Origin of the sequence: Bacillus tequilensis (genome assembly GCF_012225885.1) — a bacterium.
Taxonomy (GTDB): domain Bacteria; phylum Bacillota; class Bacilli; order Bacillales; family Bacillaceae; genus Bacillus; species Bacillus tequilensis.
This window is the reverse complement of sequence record NZ_CP048852.1, coordinates 393,313-412,118: the sequence shown is the minus strand read 5'-3', so window position 1 is coordinate 412,118 and position 18,806 is coordinate 393,313. Positions and strand designations below refer to the sequence as shown.

18 protein-coding genes and 3 pseudogenes are annotated in these 18,806 nt (G+C 45.3%); 5 read left to right on the top strand and 16 right to left on the bottom strand.

What is annotated here, in order from left to right:
* Positions 1-40: 40 nt before the first annotated feature.
* From yclQ to yclN, 4 genes are read right to left on the bottom strand one after another with little or no spacing between them, the layout of a single operon-like run.
* Positions 41-994: a petrobactin ABC transporter substrate-binding protein YclQ gene (gene yclQ, locus G4P54_RS02110; protein ID WP_167871631.1), complete on the bottom strand. Its 954-nt coding sequence runs from the start codon at positions 992-994 to the stop codon at positions 41-43.
* Positions 995-1,015: 21 nt separating this feature from the next.
* Positions 1,016-1,774, bottom strand: a complete 759-nt coding sequence (yclP, locus tag G4P54_RS02105) for a petrobactin ABC transporter ATP-binding protein YclP (protein WP_167871630.1) — start codon at positions 1,772-1,774, stop codon at positions 1,016-1,018.
* A complete protein-coding gene (gene yclO, locus G4P54_RS02100) occupies positions 1,768-2,715 on the bottom strand; it encodes a petrobactin ABC transporter permease YclO (RefSeq protein ID WP_167871629.1) in 948 nt (315 codons plus the stop codon). The genes yclP and yclO overlap by 7 nt, the downstream gene beginning before the upstream one ends.
* Positions 2,708-3,658, bottom strand: a complete 951-nt coding sequence (gene yclN / locus G4P54_RS02095; RefSeq protein ID WP_024714530.1) for a petrobactin ABC transporter permease YclN — start codon at positions 3,656-3,658, stop codon at positions 2,708-2,710. Before yclN ends, yclO begins: the two co-directional genes overlap by 8 nt.
* A gap of 385 nt (positions 3,659-4,043) precedes the next feature.
* Between yclN and G4P54_RS02090 the strand changes: the two genes are divergently transcribed.
* Together G4P54_RS02090 and G4P54_RS02085 are read left to right on the top strand one after the other, a co-directional pair.
* Positions 4,044-5,408 carry an aspartate kinase gene (locus tag G4P54_RS02090; RefSeq protein WP_167871628.1) on the top strand — a complete coding sequence of 455 codons (1,365 nt, stop codon included), beginning with the start codon at positions 4,044-4,046 and terminating at the stop codon, positions 5,406-5,408.
* A 182-nt stretch (positions 5,409-5,590) separates the two neighbouring features.
* Positions 5,591-5,680 (top strand): YjcZ family sporulation protein, encoded by a 90-nt coding sequence (locus tag G4P54_RS02085; protein ID WP_167871627.1) that lies wholly within the window; start codon positions 5,591-5,593, stop codon positions 5,678-5,680.
* A 100-nt stretch (positions 5,681-5,780) separates the two neighbouring features.
* Here the strand turns inward: G4P54_RS02085 and phrC are convergent, their stop codons facing one another.
* The 3 genes and pseudogenes from phrC to G4P54_RS02070 all read right to left on the bottom strand — a co-directional run.
* Positions 5,781-5,903, bottom strand: a complete 123-nt coding sequence (phrC, locus tag G4P54_RS02080) for a phosphatase RapC inhibitor PhrC (protein ID WP_024714533.1) — start codon at positions 5,901-5,903, stop codon at positions 5,781-5,783.
* Positions 5,887-7,035 (bottom strand): response regulator aspartate phosphatase RapC, encoded by a 1,149-nt coding sequence (gene rapC, locus G4P54_RS02075; RefSeq protein WP_167871626.1) that lies wholly within the window; start codon positions 7,033-7,035, stop codon positions 5,887-5,889. Before rapC ends, phrC begins: the two co-directional genes overlap by 17 nt.
* Positions 7,036-7,197: 162 nt before the next feature.
* Positions 7,198-7,332, bottom strand: a pseudogene (locus G4P54_RS02070) (ATP-binding protein); the annotation flags it as partial.
* 156 nt (positions 7,333-7,488) lie between these two features.
* Between G4P54_RS02070 and G4P54_RS21590 the strand changes: the two are divergent.
* Positions 7,489-7,640, top strand: a pseudogene (locus tag G4P54_RS21590) (ABC transporter permease); the annotation flags it as partial.
* Positions 7,641-7,688: 48 nt separating this feature from the next.
* Here the strand turns inward: G4P54_RS21590 and gerKB are convergent.
* Genes gerKB through gerKA form a run of 3 tightly spaced genes read right to left on the bottom strand, consistent with a single transcriptional unit; the run spans position 7,689 to position 11,685 of the window.
* On the bottom strand, positions 7,689-8,813 hold the full coding sequence (gene gerKB, locus G4P54_RS02065) for an endospore germination permease GerKB (protein ID WP_024714535.1): 1,125 nt from the start codon (positions 8,811-8,813) through the stop codon (positions 7,689-7,691).
* Between the two features lie 24 nt (positions 8,814-8,837).
* Positions 8,838-10,061 carry a Ger(x)C family spore germination protein gene (locus tag G4P54_RS02060; RefSeq protein ID WP_167871625.1) on the bottom strand — a complete coding sequence of 408 codons (1,224 nt, stop codon included), beginning with the start codon at positions 10,059-10,061 and terminating at the stop codon, positions 8,838-8,840.
* The gene (gerKA, locus tag G4P54_RS02055; protein WP_167871624.1) at positions 10,051-11,685 is read right to left on the bottom strand and encodes a spore germination protein GerKA; all 1,635 of its coding nucleotides are present in this window, start codon (positions 11,683-11,685) and stop codon (positions 10,051-10,053) included. The genes G4P54_RS02060 and gerKA overlap by 11 nt, the downstream gene beginning before the upstream one ends.
* 125 nt (positions 11,686-11,810) lie before the next feature.
* Here gerKA and G4P54_RS02050 point away from each other — a divergent pair, with 125 nt between their 5' ends.
* The gene (locus tag G4P54_RS02050; RefSeq protein WP_024714538.1) at positions 11,811-12,032 is read left to right on the top strand and encodes a YczF family membrane protein; all 222 of its coding nucleotides are present in this window, start codon (positions 11,811-11,813) and stop codon (positions 12,030-12,032) included.
* A 14-nt stretch (positions 12,033-12,046) separates the two neighbouring features.
* Here the strand turns inward: G4P54_RS02050 and G4P54_RS02045 are convergent, their stop codons facing one another.
* Positions 12,047-13,801 (bottom strand): right-handed parallel beta-helix repeat-containing protein, encoded by a 1,755-nt coding sequence (locus G4P54_RS02045; protein WP_167871623.1) that lies wholly within the window; start codon positions 13,799-13,801, stop codon positions 12,047-12,049.
* 278 nt (positions 13,802-14,079) lie between these two features.
* Here G4P54_RS02045 and G4P54_RS02040 point away from each other — a divergent pair, with 278 nt between their 5' ends.
* Positions 14,080-15,558, top strand: coding sequence for a peptide MFS transporter (locus G4P54_RS02040; protein ID WP_167871622.1), 1,479 nt, complete (start codon positions 14,080-14,082; stop codon positions 15,556-15,558).
* Positions 15,559-15,635: 77 nt separating this feature from the next.
* Here the strand turns inward: G4P54_RS02040 and G4P54_RS21520 are convergent.
* The 5 genes and pseudogenes from G4P54_RS21520 to G4P54_RS02020 form a co-directional block, all read right to left on the bottom strand.
* A pseudogene (locus G4P54_RS21520) lies at positions 15,636-15,854 on the bottom strand (alpha/beta fold hydrolase); the annotation flags it as partial.
* 143 nt (positions 15,855-15,997) lie between these two features.
* Positions 15,998-16,462, bottom strand: coding sequence for a pyridoxamine 5'-phosphate oxidase family protein (locus tag G4P54_RS02035; RefSeq protein ID WP_024713959.1), 465 nt, complete (start codon positions 16,460-16,462; stop codon positions 15,998-16,000).
* A complete protein-coding gene (gene bsdD / locus G4P54_RS02030) occupies positions 16,459-16,686 on the bottom strand; it encodes a phenolic acid decarboxylase subunit BsdD (RefSeq protein WP_024713958.1) in 228 nt (75 codons plus the stop codon). The genes G4P54_RS02035 and bsdD overlap by 4 nt, the downstream gene beginning before the upstream one ends.
* Positions 16,687-16,702: 16 nt before the next feature.
* Positions 16,703-18,124 carry a phenolic acid decarboxylase BsdC gene (gene bsdC, locus G4P54_RS02025; RefSeq protein WP_024713957.1) on the bottom strand — a complete coding sequence of 474 codons (1,422 nt, stop codon included), beginning with the start codon at positions 18,122-18,124 and terminating at the stop codon, positions 16,703-16,705.
* A 2-nt stretch (positions 18,125-18,126) separates the two neighbouring features.
* Positions 18,127-18,741 (bottom strand): non-oxidative hydroxyarylic acid decarboxylases subunit B, encoded by a 615-nt coding sequence (locus G4P54_RS02020; protein ID WP_024713956.1) that lies wholly within the window; start codon positions 18,739-18,741, stop codon positions 18,127-18,129.
* Positions 18,742-18,806 lie beyond the last annotated feature (65 nt).

The window sequence follows — 18,806 nt, the reverse complement described above, 5'->3', positions numbered from 1 at the left end:
AAAAAGAGCCCCGCTTTTTAAGCGGAGGCTCTTTTTCGTTTTACTTCTCTAAACCGTCTTTCACTTCTTTAATCATTTGCGTCATAGACTCAAGGCCGCCTCCTGATAAATACCAAGTAGCAGAATCAAGGTAGACGACATGACCATTTTTCACTGCGTTTACGTTTTTCACATAATCGTTTTCCACGACTTGTTTTGTAGATGATGTTTCTCCGATTGCTGTACCGCGGTCAATAACAAACAAGTAATCAGGGTTTGTTTTTGAAATGTACTCGTAAGAAACACTTTGTCCGTGCGTAGACGCTTTGATGTTTTGATCTGCCGGAGCCACGCCGAATACGTCATGGATCAGGCCGTATCTTGATTTAGGACCGAACGCGCTGATTTTCCCATCGTTCGCCATGATGACGAGACCGTTTTTGTTAAGCTTTTCAGCCGTTTTCTTTACATCTGCGATTGAGTGATCAATGTTTGCGAGCTCATCTTTCACTTTGTCTTCTTTATCAAAGATTTTACCGATTGTTTCCGCGTCTGATTTAAATGATTCCATGTACTTCGCTGTATCTACGCCCAGGTAAATCGTCGGCGCGATTTCAGAGAATTCTTTGTAAGACTCAGATTGTCTTGCTGAAATAATAATCAGATCAGGATCTAAATCCGCCACTTTTTCGAAGTCTGGCTCTTTTAAGCTCCCGACATCCGCGTATTTGTCATCTTTGAATTTTGATAGATAGCTTGGAAGGGCTTTTTTCGGCAGGCCTGCCACTTTATCATCAAGACCGAGTTTATCTAACGTGTCTAAGCTTCCTAAGTCAAATACGACCACCTTTTTAGGGTTCTTTGGCACTTTTGTGCCGTTTTTATCGAGCTGGTGTTTCACTGTGATTTGTTCTTTCTTTGTATCAGAACCTTTGCTGCTTGTGCTTTGGTTTCCGCATGCAGAAATGACAACGGCAGTGACCAAAGCGATGAATAGTAACGCTAACTTTTTCATGCTCCTCACCTCTTCTATAGATTAAGAAAAATAAACACCTATTCTTTGATCATCAATCATCCGAATCGGAATGGTCATATCGTAGATGTCCTCAAGCACAGAGGTTTCTATTATTTCTTCAGGCGGCCCTTCTTTTACGATGCGGCCGTTTTTCAAAGCTACGATATGGTCCGAATAGACAGAAGCAAAATTAATATCGTGAATGACGATAACGATCGTTTTTCCCAGCTCATCCACCAGACGTTTCAGCAGTTTCATAATTTCAACTGAATGTTTCATATCCAGGTTGTTTAACGGCTCATCCAGAAAGATATAATCGGTGTCCTGGGCAATCACCATGGCGATAAATGCCCTTTGGCACTGTCCGCCGCTCAGCTGATCGAGGTATTTGTCCTGAATGTCTTCCAGCTTCATATAACCGAGCGCCTGGTTGATATGGACCCAGTCTTCCTCTGTCAGCCGGCCTTGTGAATACGGAAATCTTCCGAAGCTGACGAGGTCTTTGATGGTGAGCCTGATATTGATTTGGTTCGCCTGCTTCAAAATGCTCATTTTCTTGGCAAGCTCTTTGCTGTCACATGCTCCAATTTCCTGCCCGTCTATGAAAATGTCGCCGGAATCCTTTTTGATCAGGCGGCTCATGATAGACAGCAGCGTGCTTTTGCCGGCACCGTTAGGACCGATAAACGAGGTGATCTTGCCCTTTTGAATCGTGACAGACGTCTCTTCAAGGACCACTTTCCCGCCGTATTGTTTGCTTACATTTTTGACCTCTACCATGATTTATTCTCCTTTAACAGCAAGTAGATAAAATAAATCCCGCCGGCAAAATTAATAATGACGCTCAGCGTCGTTGAGAAGGTAAACACTTTCTCCACCACAAACTGCCCTCCGACCAGTGCAATGATGCTGATCAAGACTGAGCCTGCGATTAAGTATGTATGCTTATACGTTTTCAGGAATTCTCTCGCCAGATTGACGACAAGAAGGCCTAAGAACATAATCGGCCCGACTAGCGCTGTTGAAACAGAAACAAGGATCGCAACCACGATCAGCATCTGCTTCACCACTTTGTCGTAGTCAATGCCCAAATTGACGGCGTGCTCGCGCCCGAGCGACAGCACGTCGAAAAACTTTGTAAAACGCCAGACATAAGCGCCTGTCAGCAGAAAAATGATGAACGCGAGCCATAACAAATCCGTATTGATGTTGTTAAAGCTGGCAAACATCTTATCCTGCACAACTTGGAACTCATTCGGATCAATCAGCATCTGCATAAAGGAAGACAGGCTGCTGAACAGCGTGCCAAACACGATTCCGATAAGCAGAAGGAAAAAGATATTTCTCCCCTCTCCCTTGAACATGATCTGATACAGAACTAGGGAAAACAATATCATCAGCAGAATAGAGATGATAAAGTTGATGTTTTTATTCATGATGACAATATTCGCGGAGCCGAACAAAAAGATAATGCCGGTCTGAATCAGCATGTAGAGAGAATCAAGACCCAAGATGCCGGGCGTCAGGATGCGGTTGTTCGTAATCGTTTGAAAGATCATGGTCGAAAACGCAATCGCTCCCCCCGTCAGCACAATGGCAGCGACCTTTTTGATTCGTCTCGGCAAGGTGTAATCCCAATTGCCTAAGTCATAAAACAGAAACAAGCCAATACATACAATGGCTAAACCAACGAGCAACACAATTTTCACCTGGTTACGCATACGCTTTTCTCCTTAACAGCATAAACAGGAAAATGCCGCTGCCGATGATTCCGACCATCAGGCCAATCGAGATTTCGTAAGGGAAGATAATAACCCTGCCCAATATATCGCAAAACAGCACAAAAACCGCTCCCAACAGCGCCGTGTGCGGCAGGCTGTTCTTTAGATTGTCTCCTCTGTAAATCGATACAATATTCGGAATGATTAAACCGAGGAACGGAAGCATACCGACAGTCAAAATCACAAGCGACGTGATCAAGGACACGATAATAAGCCCGATGTTCACAACGCGTTTATACTTCAGGCCGAGGTTCACAGAAAAGCTTTCCCCCATGCCGGCCAATGTAAATTTATCCGCATACACATAGGCAATGATGACGAGCGGAATACTCAGATAAAGAAGCTCGTATCTCCCTTTCACAACTAAAGAGAAGTCTCCCTGAAGCCATGATGACACATTCTGGATCAAGTCATATTTATACGCGATAAATGTCGCGATTGAGCTGACGATATTCCCGAGCATTAAACCGACAAGCGGTATAAAGATCGTGTCGTTAAACTTGATTCTTTCAAGGATTTTCATAAACAGAACATTTCCTGCAAGGGCAAAAACAAACGCAACCAGCATTTTGATTAAAGGACTTGCAGATGTAAACAGCAGCAGGGAAATTAAAATACCGAGCCGAGCCCAATCCATCGTGCCCGCCGTTGTCGGTGATACGAATTTGTTTCTGCTGATTTGCTGCATAATCAATCCGCAGATGCTCATGCTCAGTCCCGCGATGACAATGCTGATCAATCGCGGCAAACGGCTGGCAAACAGCGTTGACGCTTCTTGTTTGCTTAAATCGAAGAGATCAAGCGGCGACAGATCTTCTACGCCGATAAATACAGATGTGACCGCTAATATAATAAGTAGAATAAATAAGTAACGTAGCTTCATGCTGCCTCCTTACATCCTTACAGCAAAAAGAACGTATCTCCTACTCCGCAAGGACTCAAAACAATATGGCCATATAGTAATTGATTATCATTATCATTTACATATTACCATTTTTCTATTGTTAGTCAATATTCTTTCAAAATATTAACCTAGTCATGTATTCAATTTTACTAATCATTCTAACCATTTTCCATCTCAAATCGTTAGGCCGTTTACCATATTTTTCTTCAGCGCGCATGTAGACGGTGAGTTTTCCTGACATCGTTCCTTGTGGAAAATACAAATGTTCGTTCCAGAAAGAAATTACCCCTTGATTTACAGAACTGAAAGAGAGATAATAAATACTAAATTTGTGTGAAAATTTTAAACATTAGGAGATGTAAACATGAAGGTCGTTAAATTCGGAGGCAGCTCACTCGCATCAGGCGCCCAGCTTGAAAAGGTGTTTCACATCGTCACCTCAGACCCGGCACGGAAGGCTGTAGTCGTTTCAGCTCCGGGAAAACGCTATGCCGAGGATACGAAAGTGACTGATCTCTTAATCGCATGTGCTGAACAATATTTGGCATCTGGCAGCGCCCCTGAACTGGCGGAAGCTGTTGTGGAACGGTACGCCCTTATCGCAAATGAGCTTCAGCTGGGGCAAAGCATTATCGACAAAATCCGGGATGATCTGTTTACGCTTTTAGAAGGAGATAAAAGCAGTCCCGAGCAGTATCTTGACGCCGTCAAAGCCAGCGGGGAAGATAACAACGCCAAGCTCATCGCAGCCTATTTCCGCCACAAAGGCGTCAAAGCGGAATATGTAAACCCTAAGGATGCCGGCCTTTTTGTGACAAATGAACCCGGCAACGCGCAAGTTCTTCCTGAATCCTATCAAAACCTCTATCGTCTTCGGGAACGTGACGGCCTTATCATTTTTCCCGGTTTTTTCGGATTCAGCGAGGCTGGCGATGTGATTACATTCTCACGGAGCGGTTCTGATATTACCGGTTCTATTCTCGCCAACGGGCTTCAAGCAGATTTGTATGAAAACTTTACAGATGTGGACGCTGTATACTCAGTCAATCCGTCCTTCGTTGAAAATCCTAAGGAAATCAGCGAGCTGACATACAGGGAGATGCGGGAGCTGTCCTACGCGGGCTTTTCAGTGTTTCATGATGAAGCGCTCATTCCGGCATTCAGAGCGGGGATTCCCGTCCAAATCAAAAATACGAATAATCCGTCAGCACAAGGCACCCGTGTCGTCAGCAAACGGGATAACACAAACGGGCCTGTCGTCGGGATTGCCAGCGATACCGGTTTTTGCAGCATTTATATCAGCAAGTATTTAATGAACAGAGAAATCGGATTTGGCCGCAAAGCCCTTCAAATCTTGGAGGAGCACGGTTTGACGTATGAGCATGTTCCATCGGGAATTGACGACATGACCATCATCTTGCGGGAGGGTCAAATGGATGCCGCCGCTGAACGCAGCGTGATCAAACAGATCGAAGAGGATCTGCACACAGATGAAGTGATTGTTGAGCACCATCTCGCCCTAATTATGGTTGTAGGAGAAGCGATGCGCCACAATGTCGGCACAACGGCGAGAGCCGCCAAAGCATTATCAGAGGCAAAAGTGAATATCGAAATGATCAACCAGGGATCTTCTGAAGTAAGCATGATGTTCGGCGTGAAAGAAGCCGAAGAAAGAAAAGCCGTTCAAGCGTTATACCATGAGTTTTTCGCTGGCGTGCTGATCTCTTAATATACATAAATAGCAGGCGCAACTGTTTGTTGATGCTAACGCTGATCATCTCTGCGGGACGCCGTAAGACAATGTAGTTGTCTTGCGGTGTTTTTTAGTTGTTTTCATTATTTTTCAAATGAACCCTGTCCGCCGGAGATTTGCTGCATAAAATAAAGCAATCTCACAAGGAGGTGCGTAAGATGTCAGGTTACGGAAATTCTTTCGCTTTAATTGTTGTGTTGTTTATCCTCTTGGTTATTGTGGGAACTGCATTTGTAGGAGGCTACTAAATAAAGTAACCTCCATGTAGAGGGCGCCGTAAGAGCCCCTTTGTCTTACGGCGTTTTTTTCTTTTAAAAAACCCTTCTCTAAAATGAGAAGGGCTGGTTCTTACGTCATTCCTCTTTCTGTTACATGAAAGTCGAGTGCTTCGGCGTTAGCGGAAACACCTGCCGCTGTAAGAATCGCGGCGGCGGCAAAACAAATAACAAACAACTTAGATTTCAACTTCATACAAACCTTCACTCCTTTGTATTTGTTTTCTTGCCTCTTCAACTTTTAGAAAGTAGGAAGCAGACAGTTTGAACCAATTTTGTTCATAGTAATATTTTGCTACTTCTAGGGCTAAATCCTCTATATCAGCATACATATTTTTATTTTTAAGGTATTGGAAACATTGTTCGATTCCTTCTTCATCGGGCTGTTCCTGATATAGGGAGTGCAAAAACTCGAATTTTACCGCATAGTCTGCATCATCTGTTTCTTTAGCATATTCATAGCCCCGCTTGTGATATTCCGAACCTTTATCACGTTTTCCCTGTTTATAATAAATCAAGGTGATTAAAAAATATGCTTGCGGCAGAGAATTGATGATCCTGCTGCGTTCAAACGTGGAAACCGCTTTTTCAAAGTAATCAATGGCAGGGTTCAGCAGATCTTGATTGTAATAGCATAATCCGAGATTGTAGTATGCTCTTCCGACCAGCTGGGCTTTTTGTTCTGCTTGGGCCATATCGAGCGCCAATTTGAAATGGCGTGCGGCTTGTTCGAAATTTCTTTCATCCATCAGGTTGACCCCGAACACGAAATGGCATTGAATGATTCTCACATTATAGGTTTCCTGCTCTATATATATTTCATAGGCGTTTTTTATATGAATCAACGAAAAATAGGTTTGCTTCATATAATAATAAGCTTCCGCGATTTTAAAATAGAATTCAGCCCGTTCAATATGGTCTGCGACGAAGGAAAGCTTTTTCTCCGCCTGTTTATAATAGGTAATGGCTGAAATAAATTCCCGCTTATCAAACTCATACATCCCGCGAAAAAAATTCACGTAATAGTCGAGCAGCCCTTTGAGATCTGCCTGGTTGCTGTCGATGTTTCTGGATAATTCGGACAGGCTTGGCTGGTCTTCGATATTTAATTTCTCTAACGGCTCTAGATAATCAAGCATAAGCTGGTGGCGGAATTCCATTAGTGAATAATAGAGCAGCAAGTTGGAATCGTGCTGCATGTGTTTCAGTTCCTGCTGGATTTCAGCTTTTAGCACTTCGGCATCCGGCACGCTGAATGTGCGGATATATTTGTACCACTCGTTAATTTTTTGACCGACTGCTGAAGAAGGAATTACCCCGCTCTTCATTCCTTCACCCTCTCCCATCAAAAACTGTTTATGTCATATTTTATCATGTTTACAGACCGTTCCGACCCGAAAAACACGCAATCTTTGTTTCGGGAGCACGCAACAAACCGAAGCGGTGTGCAAAAAAGGCCGCTTCGCCTGGCTTTGCCGCCGCCCTGTGAGTTATTGCTGCTTTGCCGTTAAAGGAAGGCGGATGATGAACTTCGTGCCTTTTCCTTCTTCATTATTGATTCCTACTATGCCCTGATGCATTTCGACGAGCGGCTTGACGATGGAAAGACCGAGTCCGTATTCACCGGTTTTGTGTGTCACACTTGTTAGTTTTTATTTCATCAACTAGAAATAGATTGTTCATATTTTTTCTTACCTTTGGACTGCTATTAATGTATCCACAAGCACCGCCCGCCACCCCACAGGCGTCTTATCAGTAAAAAACCGATGCGGACAAGGCGGCCGCAAATGGTTCAAGCAGGCCTTTCGATTGAAGGTGTCATCAGCACATCGTTAGTCGATGATTCAAAAATACAGACGACACGCGATTACAACATTAGGCGTCGGGAAAAAATGATGTAAGGGTTAACGATTCGATCACGATTGAATCAGCAAATAGAAGGAATATAAAAAAGAGCGGAGGCTGCATTCCCCCGCTCATTTTATTGTTGTTTTGTTCCCGGCCCCTTTGCTTTCTCTCTTCGCTTCTTTTTCCACACAGCCAGAATAAACAGAAAGAGCGGAAACAATACTTGAAAAGGCAAATGTATATACAGCGGCACCACTTTCAGGCCTTCGTTTAAATGCTCAGAAAAGTTACTCGCGATCGTAATAGAAAGGATTAGGATACCCAATCCCATCGGGTAGGCCAATTGCGAGGGGTTCTTTTCCTTAAAGAGCGTTGAGGCGCCCACGACAGTAGCATATAAGTAGAGACTGACCTTAAAGAAGCCGCCGATGATCAGCGCCAGCATAAAAAAGACATCGAGCCGGTCTAAAAATTCTTCGACCTTGATCGTCTGGATCGTACTTAAAAGCGGAAACTGAGACCTAAGTGTAAGGTCAACATCAAGCACGCTGATATTAATCGCCACGGTGAGCGCCACAATTAATCCGCTTAAGGTTATGGCAATCAACCCCACTTTTTTCACATTTTTTCTGTCATTCAGATTAGGGAAAATCATCACAAATAACACAACTTCACCAAACGGAATGTACATCGTCTGCGTGAATACAGAGTGAATGACAGGATAAATGCCGTCTGCTAAAACCGGTTTTAAATGCTGCGGGTCCATAGAACCCGAGACAATAATCAGCACGAGGCCGATCGCACCCAATAAATACATGGCTCCGAACAAAAGCTCGGCCGAGCGGGCGAGCACTTCGATTCCTTTTCTGACAGTATAAACGCTCACTACCATCAGCATCGCATTGACGATAATAATAGGTGTATCATGGTATGCAAACGTCAGCAGCATTTCTCCAAAGTCACGGAGCACCCGCGCGGCAATATAGGCAAAGTACAGGATATACAGAAATGAAAACAGCCAGCTCAGCTTGGTTCCAAGCATATCATCCATATATTCTTTCGGAGAAGATTCCGGGTAGCATTGATAAATGCCTTGATACAAACAGAAAAGAAACAAGCCGGCCGCACAGCCCAACAGAACTGCTATCCAAGCATCTCTGCCCGCCATCGTTCCCGGTGTAATCAATAAGGAGCTGCCCAGCTCACAAATGATAATCATAACAAACAGCTGCCTTATGCTGATTCTGGCTTTTTCCATCTGCCGTTTCCCCTTTCTCCTGACCTATTTATCTTTAAGCTGATGTTTGAGCGGATTGTTTCGCAATCCCGTTCTTCTGATATACGTCTCTGCTTTTACATCGACAGGCAGATCAGGCAAATACTCTTTGTCCCAAGTGTCCTTCATTTTTTCCCACTGCTTCGGATACTTTCTGTATATCGTGTCACCAAAACCAATAAAGTCAATTTTGTTGTGCTTGACCTTTTTCACAGTCTCGCTGATTTCCTTTTCCAGCTCTTTATTGAGGGCTTTTTCAATAGCGACCAGCACCTTGGGATCAGACAATTGGAAAGGGTATTTGACGGCATCAATTATGCCTTCAACCGACACATGTATGTGTATGCGCGGCTGTCCGTTCCGTATCTCGGGAACCAGCTTTGTATCCTGATGGGTGACCTGCAGGCTGACCGCATCCTTCATCTTGCCCCAATCAGCATTAATAAACGTATGCTGCATTTTATTCATCAGCCAGACAGCCCCAACGCTTTCATCATCTTCAATCCAGTACTTTAAATGTCCTGTCTTATCAAAAATCGCTAAACCGTCTGCCTGCAGAATCGCTTTCGGATCAGTCGCCTGCGTGTTTTCCATGCTGATTCCTTTTTTCTCGTCGCCAATCATCAAATACCCTGGAATTACCGGTGCCCTTGTGTCCGTGGCTAGCACTTTCAGGACGTCCTGAATATTGGTTTTGACGACCCGTCCGTATTGTGCCTCCGTGAAGTCGAGTGTTTTATTGACTTTGTTCGATGGAATTTTATCAATCGGCGTTAGGATTTTGACGATATTTTCCGCTTTTGTTTTATGGGCGACAACGATTGTTGCTGTTGTCCTGAATTCAGTGTCCCGGTCAAGATTATCTAACACAAAATCCAAACCTTCCTCTTTCGCCAGCTTTTCGCTGAGCACCACGAGATTGGTATGGGCAAAGTAAAGCCGACGGGATACCTTAATAGAGGCTTTTCTGAGCGCTTCCGTCATATTGTCTCCTTCAATCGAATAGACGGATACAGGCGGCCTGTCTCCGGCACCGCCTCCCTGAAGCCCTCCGGCGACATTTCCGGGATTGATAATTTGAAGATGCAGCACGTAGTTGCCTTCATTGGTCCGATCAATGCCAATCGCCGAGATAATCGCAAGATCCGTCAGCTCACGCTTATCCCAGCATCCGGGCAGCACGATGACGCTCAAAAGCATGAGAACGGCTAATAGACATTTACGTACCATTCTGATCCCCTTCTTCCAAGTCTTTGTTCACCATTCCTCGTGAAGCGGCCGGCTCCGGACGCTGACCTTGCCCCTGCCGAACTTTATCTTTCTTACTGACCGATTCCGGCCTTTTTTCATCAGCCCACCACGGAACCCTAAACAGCGCATCCTTTATCCCTTGGGAAGAAAAGGGAGCAAGCGGCGACATGTAAGGAACGCCGAAAGAGCGCAGGCTGCATAAATGGACAAACATCATAATAATGCCTAAAATCAGCCCGTAAAACCCCATAATCGAGGCGGCAATGATAAAGATAAACCGAATAAGACGGGCTGAAATCGCCATGGCAAATGCGGGTGTCGCGAAGCTCGCAATCGCGGTGAGGGCAACGATGATGACCATGGCCGGAGAGACGATGCCAGCCTGTACGGCAGCCTGGCCGATAACGAGCGCACCTACGATCGATACCGCAGAGCCGACAACCCGCGGCAGCCTGACGCCGGCTTCCCTCAGAATCTCAAAAGCAACCTCCATCGTAAGGGCCTCGACAACAGCTGGGAAGGGAACAATTTCCCGCTGGGCCGCAATGACGACTAACAGCTGCGTCGGGATCATTTCCTGGTGAAACGTCGTGGCCGCCACGTAAACAGCCGGAGCCACAAGTGAGATAAAAAAGACCAAAACCCGCAGAACCCGTATGCTTGTCGCAATATCAAAACGCGAATAGTAATCCTCTACGGATTGGAAAAATTGAACAAATAAGGCGGGGGCAATGAGAACAAACGGCGTTCCGTCCACAACGATCGCAAATCTTCCTTCTAACAAATTTCCCGCTACCACATCAGGCCGTTCTGTATGATACATGGTCGGAAACGTCGTAAATGTTTCATCTTCAATCAGCTGCTCGATATATCCCGACTCTAAAATACTGTCAATATCTATTTTTTTTAAACGCGAACGCACTTCCTTGAGCACCTTTTCATCACAAATGCCATGAATGTACATGAGTGCGACATCTGTGTGGGTTACCGATCCGATTTTCATTTTCTCCACCCACACATTCGGATTTTTGATGTATCGGCGGATCATGGAAATATTGGTTTGCAGAGATTCTGTAAACCCTTGGCGCGGGCCGCGGAAGGACACCTGGGTGCTCGGCTCTTGAATGGAACGCTGCTCTCCCCCTTGTGTGCTGCAAATCAGCGCCTCTTCAGAACCGTTTGCGAAAATCAGCGCATTGCCGAGCATTAGTTCAGAAAAAAGCTTGTCCCAGCTCTTCTCCGCTTTTACTCCGCCCAGCGGGAGCGTTTTTTCAAGAATCTGCTGGAGCGCATGGGAATTCTGGATAGACTCATCCTGAATCAAAGGCTCGATTAAGGATTCATGGATTGTGTTATTATCGACCAGCCCCGCAATGTAAATAATGGCGAGATGGACACGATCCTGTTCCCCGATTTTAATCTCGCGAATGATGACGTCCGAGCTGCTCCCAACTTCCTTTTTCATTTCCGCTATATTTGTTGCCAAACTGGGAGAAACGAGAACCGTCCTTTCTTTTTCCTGCTGCTGAGCCTGACTTTTGTCTTCTGTTTTCTGCTTATCTTTCGAATCGGTCTTGTTCTTTTGCTTAGAAAATAAAGGCATACACAAAATACCTTTCCTTGTCGTTTTCTCATATTCTTCCTTTCAGAGTGGAGATTATGCATGCGGACGGTTGCGGTATAACTTCTCTGATATAGATAGACAATAAAAGCGGAGGGTGATGAGACATGAAGATATTAGGCGTGACAGGGGTCATATTGATTTGTTTATTAACCATTTCTGTTTTTTTGGACATGCTTCAAGGCTTCAGTTTGACAAAAGCCGTTTATAACAATATGTCCAGTTTTAAAATGACAACGTTCGCAGAATGGGTCGTGCTTTTATTTTTTGGTTTGGTTCTTGTAAGAGAAATATACGTGATCCATAAATCGAAAAAAAAGAACCCCTGAGCGGGGCGCTTTTTTCAGACGATAATATTGCCGTCTGCGGTATCGCTGCTATGTTTGTTGATGGTTCCTTTGAGGATGCGATTGCCGATGATTTTAGAATTGGTTGAGGTGTTTGTTTGAATGGCTGTCGCCGTGCCCGCTGAGAGGTTATTGATGGTGTTTCCAGAGATGATAGAGCCTGCAGAACCGTTGACATAAATCACAATTGGATTTCCGGCTGTTCTGTTGACTGAAATGGTATTGTCAAAAATCTCATGCACACCCGCGCTGATATAGATGGTGACCAAAAGCGGAGATCTTTCGAAGTGGTTGCCGATAATTGAGGTTTTCGCCCTTGTGAAACAGTAAATCGGGTAATTTTTGAAAGATTTAAATGTATTGTTTTTGATAATAGCGCCAGCATTGTTTGTAACCGTAACTGAATATGATTCCGCGGCTGCTTCAAACCCGTCAGGATTCAATATATTCCCTTCAATCACTGCGTTTCCTTGAGCGATCCAGATCCCGCGGCTGAATTTTCTCAGCACATTATCTTTCACGATCATATCACCTCCGGAAATGTTCACACCGTCAACGACTTCAATGAGGCAGTTATTCAGAAATACGGTATCATCCGACAGCACTGCTCGCAGGCCGGTGCTGCGTCTTGTTTCAGACAATCCGTTTTGAATCTGGTTGCCGTCTACCTTTACATCGGAAGACTGATAAACCAATATTCCTGTGTTTTCAAAGTTGCTGATTTTATTGTTCGTGACAAGAATGCTTTTTCCCCTGACATCAATTCCGGTTGAAAACCCGGTAATCAGGTTGCCGGCGATCACCGCATCACTGCTCTCTTTTCCTTGTGACACACCGAGTCCGGTAATCCCGACTCTAGGCGCAGCCGCCGCGTTTTCAGCCCGTCTGAGAATATTCCCCTTGATCACCGTTTGCGTTCCATACCCATAGCTGATCGTATTGTCTGAATAGTTACCCTCTATTGAAATGCCGTATCCATTAAAATTGGTCACAGAGCTTGAAACGTTTCCGATGAAATGGTTGTTGCGGATGGATACATTGATCGGTTCTTCATAGTCAACATTACCTTCGCCATATCCTTCTATGTCAATTCCGAATTTCGGCGCTGTTCCATTCCCTGTTCCGGCACCTTCAATCACGCATTCCTCCACCGTGACCGTGTCACATCCGGTAATTGATATGTTATTTCTCCTCGACCGCCGAACCTCACAGCCGCGGATCGTAATATGCTCCGACGTACGATAATCATCCGTTGTCTCTAATCCCCTTGGACTGACAATAATCCCGTCGCCGGTAAAATCAGAAATGTTGACATCCTCAATGACAACATTCAAGCATCCTTCAATACATATGCCGAAGCCCCATTCATGAGTTGACCTTATCCCCGCGGAGGCATACGTATGCTCATCGCGTTCACCGATAATTTGTCCCCCGGAAATGGTTATATTCTCTTGCTTGCCTACATAAAATGCGGAATAACCCCACGAGCTGTTCGGGATGACTTTGATGACACACTCAGGGTCCATCAGAATCTCAAGGTTGCCGGGAACAATGATCCCCGCGTTTCGAAACTTCTGATTGGGGTCTCCTCCAAGCGTTCCGTCTATTAAATATGTTCCCTTTGGCAACCAGACAGTATGATAGCCTTTCGAAACAGCCGTGCTGAGGCATTGATTAATCAGTTTCGTTGAATCCGTTTTACCATCTCCTGAAATACCGAAATCTGCCGCATTCAACATGAATTCAGCCAATTGCGAGCCTCCTTCTCTATGATTGCTATCATGATACTCACAAAGGCCCGATCCGCTTGTACATTTCTTTAAAATTTTATCAAAAAAATATAAAAGAATAGTTTCGTAAGAAAATCTTACAAAAAAGGACTTAATCATCAGGAAGAAATCCCTATTTTCATGTGTTTATATTTTTCCAATATGGAACTATTTGAAATGAGTATAATTTATATTGACACAAGTATTATATAAGAATATGATTTTTATAATACACTTTTTTAAGAAAGGGTTTGGCTGACATGGCTTCGATTGATAACGAAAGTATCATTAAAAGCGTCCCGCAAAAAGGGTTCTTTGGTCACCCGCGAGGACTATTTACGCTATTTTTCACCGAATTTTGGGAACGTTTCTCTTACTATGGAATGAGAGCAATCTTACTTTACTATTTGTATACAGAGACGGTTAACGGAGGGCTTGGCTTTGACAAAGGCACTGCTGTTGCCATTATGTCGATCTACGGATCACTCGTATACATGTCCACGATTATTGGCGGATGGCTCGCTGACCGGGTATTCGGCACCGCAAACACTGTGTTTTACGGCGGCATATTCATTATGTTCGGCCACATTGCACTCGCCTATCCCGGCAGCGCGACAGCATTCTATATCAGCATGGTGCTTATCATTATCGGAACGGGGTTATTAAAACCAAACGTTTCAAGCGTGGTTGGAGATCTTTACACGAAAGAAGATCAGCGCCGCGACTCAGGTTTCAGTATCTTCTACATGGGGATCAACCTCGGCGGTTTACTAGCGCCGTTAATTGTCGGAACACTCGGACAGAAGTACAACTATCATCTCGGCTTCGGAGCTGCCGCAGTCGGAATGCTTCTCGGACTTATCGTATTCGCTCTGACAAGAAAGAAAAACCTCGGGATTGCAGGCTCAAATGTGCCGAATCCGCTGTCTAAAAAATCTGCGATTGGTACTGGAATAGGTGTTATCGTTGTGGCAATCGCAGTGATTATCTCTGTACAAACAGGCATGCTGACGATCAAGGGTTTCATCGACCTTGTAAGTATTCTCGGTATTTTGATTCCTATTGTTTATTTCATCATCATGTTTACAAGCAAAAAAGCGGACAAAACAGAAAAATCTCGTCTTGCCGCTTACGTCCCTTTGTTTATCGGTGCTGTCATGTTCTGGGCTATTCAGGAACAGGGAGCGACCATTCTTGCGGTTTACGCTGATGAACGCATAAGACTTTCATTGGGCGGATTAGAACTTCAGTCATCTTGGTTTCAATCATTAAACCCATTGTTTATCGTCATTTTTGCGCCGATTTTTGCGTGGCTTTGGATGAAGCTTGGCAAACGCCAGCCGTCCACACCGGTTAAATTTGCGTTTGGTATTATTTTAGCCGGATTGTCATTTATCATTATGGTATTCCCTGCAATGCAAGGAAAAGAAGCACTCGTAAGCCCGCTTTGGCTCGTTCTCAGCTTCCTGCTTGTCGTGCTTGGAGAGCTGTGCCTGTCTCCGGTCGGTTTATCCGTGACAACGAAACTGGCGCCAGCTGCATTCTCTGCACAGACAATGAGTATGTGGTTCCTGACGAACGCAGCAGCCCAAGCGATCAATGCCCAAGTAGCCGGATTGTTTGATAAAATTCCTGAAACAATGTACTTCGGCACCATCGGTTTGATATCAATCGTACTTGGCGGCATTCTCCTGCTGCTTTCGCCGATGATCAAACGCGCGATGAAAGGGATTCTATAATAAAAAACAAACAGCCCGCCAATTTTGGCAGGCTGTTTTTATTTGTCCATGTATTTGCTGAAGATTTGATCAAAAAATCACGGTTCTTCCAGCATCGGCTGATGGCCGCTCTTTTCAAAAATAATCTTCTAGATATGCCCCTCAACTGGCATCCCACAGGTTGACTGGAGCAGCCAGATAATCATATCGATGTACACCGCACTTGAACATCAGCTTCCCGCTGAATCACAAGCCGGGCAAATGTATGCCCCCACAATTCATCAACGTTCGGCATATTCGTATACGCCGTCCCATAAAAATTGCAGCGGGCAGTAAACCGAACTCCCGATTACTAGGATGCGCGCTCTCTCCCTGGATTGACAGCCCCCCGCCATTTCCCACGCCTCCTTTGGTTTGCATTATATAAAAAAAGCCTGACGCATAGCGTCAGGCTTCCATATTATCGCTTCAATTCTTCCAGCGTCTTTTCCCATCTGTTCAGCACCTCTTCAGGGCTGTGAAGCTGGATATGGACGCCAGAGGTCAAATCAGCGTATTTCGCAACGTCCTCCTTCATTGAAACGATGCGGCAGGCAAAGCGGTCTCTTTCATATTCGGCATCGTTCAAAGGCGTCAAGGGCTCGCATTGCAGCTTCACATAATAAGCGGCTCCCCTCCACCATGCCGTAAACTGCGCTTTTCCTGTGCGAAGGATGTTGGCGGAAGTCGCTGTGTTTTTCCACAGGGCGATTCGAATATCGGTTCGGCTCAGAGCGATGATTTCTCCCGCGCTGATCATCGCTGCATGCGGCCAGCCATCCTCCGATACGGTTTGCAGAACGAAAGCCTCGTGCTGCTTCTCATTCAGGCGATTCCCGTCAAGCAGCTCAAAAAGACGGTCTGATAGACAGTTCACGCTGATCAAGCCTTTCGTTCCGGCACAGCCGGAACTTCAACGGCTGTTTCCGTTTCCTTCGGATCAATTTTAAACGCCGGATTGTACTTCGCTGGATTTGTAATGCTTTCCGGCTCACAGGATCTCCATGTGAAAAAGCAAGTTTGGCACTGATAAACTTCCCATGCGCCTTCTACAGGCGATTTGCTCATGACTTCTCCCTTTTTTGAATCGCATCGAGGACATGTATGCATATCGATCATCCTTTCCTTATTTATTCATTAAGTCCATTAGTTTTTGTTCCCATTCTTTCGTTGTTAATGGAGAATCAAGCGGCTGTGAATAATGCCCTCTTGTTTCCGGCGCAACCGGTGTAGTGGCGTCAAGAATCATTTTGTGAGTAATCCCTGATGGGTTAGATCCCGGATCAAGCGGCAGAACGGATAAATCCGGAATGATGACCGCATCGTGTTTTGGATGCATTTTGGTCGAAAGCGCCCACATGACCTGCGGCAGGTTGAATGGATCGACATCCTCGTCAACGACAATGACCATTTTGCAGTAGCCTAGTCCGTGCGGTGTTGTGAGCGCGCGCATGCCGACCGCTTTCGCAAATCCGCCATAGCGTGTTTTGGTGGAAACAATCGCGATTAAACCGTGTGTGTACATGGCGTTCACGGCGACAATTTCATTCGGATAGGCTTCTTTTAATTGCTGATAAAGCGGCACGCAGGTATTGATGCCGATCATGTAATCGCATTCGGTCCAAGGCATGCCTAAGTATAAATGTTCAAAAATCGGATTGTTTCTATGATACACGCGTTTAATTTTGATAATCGGCATGCTGCGTCCGCCGGAATAGTGGCCTGTGAACTCACCAAACGGGCCTTCGTATTCGCGCTCTCCGGCAATGATTTCACCTTCAAGGACAACTTCAGCGCCCCACGGAACATCAAGATCTGACAGCTTTGATTTGACGATGCGATATGGCTCCCCTTGAATCGCGCCTGCCATTTCGTATTCCGATTGATCATAAAGAAGCGGAGTCGACGCCGCCGTTGTAATAACCGGCTCACAGCCAAGCGCGATGGTAACCGGAAGATTGACACCGCGTTCTTCAGCTTGGCGCAAATGGATCGCAATATCGTGCTGCGGCACAGGCTGAATGCCGAGACGATCTTTACCTTTCACCTGCATTCTGTAAATGCCGACATTTTGTTTGCCGAAGTTGTCAGGGTCTTCTAGATCGCGTGAAATCACACATGCTTTGTCTAAATAGTAGCCGCCGTCTCCTTGGTTAATTCTGAAAAGAGGCAGTATATCGAACAAATTGATATCTTCTGTGATTTCATTTTCATGAAACGGCGCTGTTTCCTCCCGTTTGACCGGCATCGGAAACTGTTCATAACGCTTCGCGAATTCAAAAAACTGTTCTTTTACCGGCGTGTCTTTCGGCATGCCAAGCATCATTGCGTGGTTCGGCCAGGAGCCAATTACATTCATCGCAATTTGCGCGTTATTGTAGCCGTAAATGTTGTTGAATAAGAGCGCGGGGCTTTTATCGCCAAGGTTGCTGGCTGCGCGTGCGGCAGCTCCTAAATCAGGCTCCGGCTTTACCTCTTCATTCACTGTCAGCAGCTGTCCTTCTTTTTCAAGGGCAGCGAGAAATTCTCTGAAATCTTGATAAGCCATAATCAAGCTCCTCCTTTTTGTTTTTCAATCCCATTCCAGCGTTTCGCTTCAGGAAGGCGAATACCGAATTGGTCCAACGTTCTGAATACAATATGGTCAACCATTTCCTCTAGGCTGCTCGGCTGATTATAAAATGCCGGCATCGGAGGAAGAATGATGGTGCCCATTTTCGTAAGCGCTAGCATATTTTCGAGATGAATCTGGTTCAAAGGCGTCTCTCTCGTTAAGAGGACGAGTTTTTTTCTTTCCTTGAGCATGACATCCGCCGCACGTGTCAGCAGATTATCCGCCATCCCGGTACGAATGCTGGCGAGAGATTTCATGCTGCACGGCGCAACTATCATCCCGTCGGTATCGAACGACCCGCTTGAAATGGCTGCCGCCTGGTCCTTATGCGAGTATGTGTATGCGGCCAGTTGTTCTACTTCTTGTAGGGTATAGCCTGTTTCGTGTTTAATTGTGACGTTCGCCCAAGGAGACACAACGAGATGGGTTTCCACTTCGGCGGCCTTCAGCCACTCCAGCATCCTGACCCCGAAAATGGCCCCTGTTGCTCCTGTCATTCCGACAACGAGTTTCACTTTGCCTCCTCCTTTATGCTTGAATTCCGCTTTCATTTCCATCATACTCCTGATATATCCATATGAAAAATATCTGTTATATCTATATTCAATACCTAAAA

Bases quoted from the DNA above. Each gene is read 5' to 3' on its own strand.
- yclQ (WP_167871631.1), bottom strand. From the start codon at position 994: ATGAAAAAGTTAGCGTTACTATTCATCGCTTTGGTCACTGCCGTTGTC.
- yclP (WP_167871630.1), bottom strand. From the start codon at position 1,774: ATGGTAGAGGTCAAAAATGTAAGCAAACAATACGGCGGGAAAGTGGTC.
- yclO (WP_167871629.1), bottom strand. From the start codon at position 2,715: ATGCGTAACCAGGTGAAAATTGTGTTGCTCGTTGGTTTAGCCATTGTA.
- yclN (WP_024714530.1), bottom strand. From the start codon at position 3,658: ATGAAGCTACGTTACTTATTTATTCTACTTATTATATTAGCGGTCACA.
- G4P54_RS02090 (WP_167871628.1), top strand. From the start codon at position 4,044: ATGAAGGTCGTTAAATTCGGAGGCAGCTCACTCGCATCAGGCGCCCAG.
- G4P54_RS02085 (WP_167871627.1), top strand. From the start codon at position 5,591: ATGTCAGGTTACGGAAATTCTTTCGCTTTAATTGTTGTGTTGTTTATC.
- phrC (WP_024714533.1), bottom strand. From the start codon at position 5,903: ATGAAGTTGAAATCTAAGTTGTTTGTTATTTGTTTTGCCGCCGCCGCG.
- rapC (WP_167871626.1), bottom strand. From the start codon at position 7,035: ATGAAGAGCGGGGTAATTCCTTCTTCAGCAGTCGGTCAAAAAATTAAC.
- gerKB (WP_024714535.1), bottom strand. From the start codon at position 8,813: ATGGAAAAAGCCAGAATCAGCATAAGGCAGCTGTTTGTTATGATTATC.
- G4P54_RS02060 (WP_167871625.1), bottom strand. From the start codon at position 10,061: ATGGTACGTAAATGTCTATTAGCCGTTCTCATGCTTTTGAGCGTCATC.
- gerKA (WP_167871624.1), bottom strand. From the start codon at position 11,685: ATGCCTTTATTTTCTAAGCAAAAGAACAAGACCGATTCGAAAGATAAG.
- G4P54_RS02050 (WP_024714538.1), top strand. From the start codon at position 11,811: ATGAAGATATTAGGCGTGACAGGGGTCATATTGATTTGTTTATTAACC.
- G4P54_RS02040 (WP_167871622.1), top strand. From the start codon at position 14,080: ATGGCTTCGATTGATAACGAAAGTATCATTAAAAGCGTCCCGCAAAAA.
- bsdD (WP_024713958.1), bottom strand. From the start codon at position 16,686: ATGCATACATGTCCTCGATGCGATTCAAAAAAGGGAGAAGTCATGAGC.
- bsdC (WP_024713957.1), bottom strand. From the start codon at position 18,124: ATGGCTTATCAAGATTTCAGAGAATTTCTCGCTGCCCTTGAAAAAGAA.
- G4P54_RS02020 (WP_024713956.1), bottom strand. From the start codon at position 18,741: ATGAAAGCGGAATTCAAGCATAAAGGAGGAGGCAAAGTGAAACTCGTT.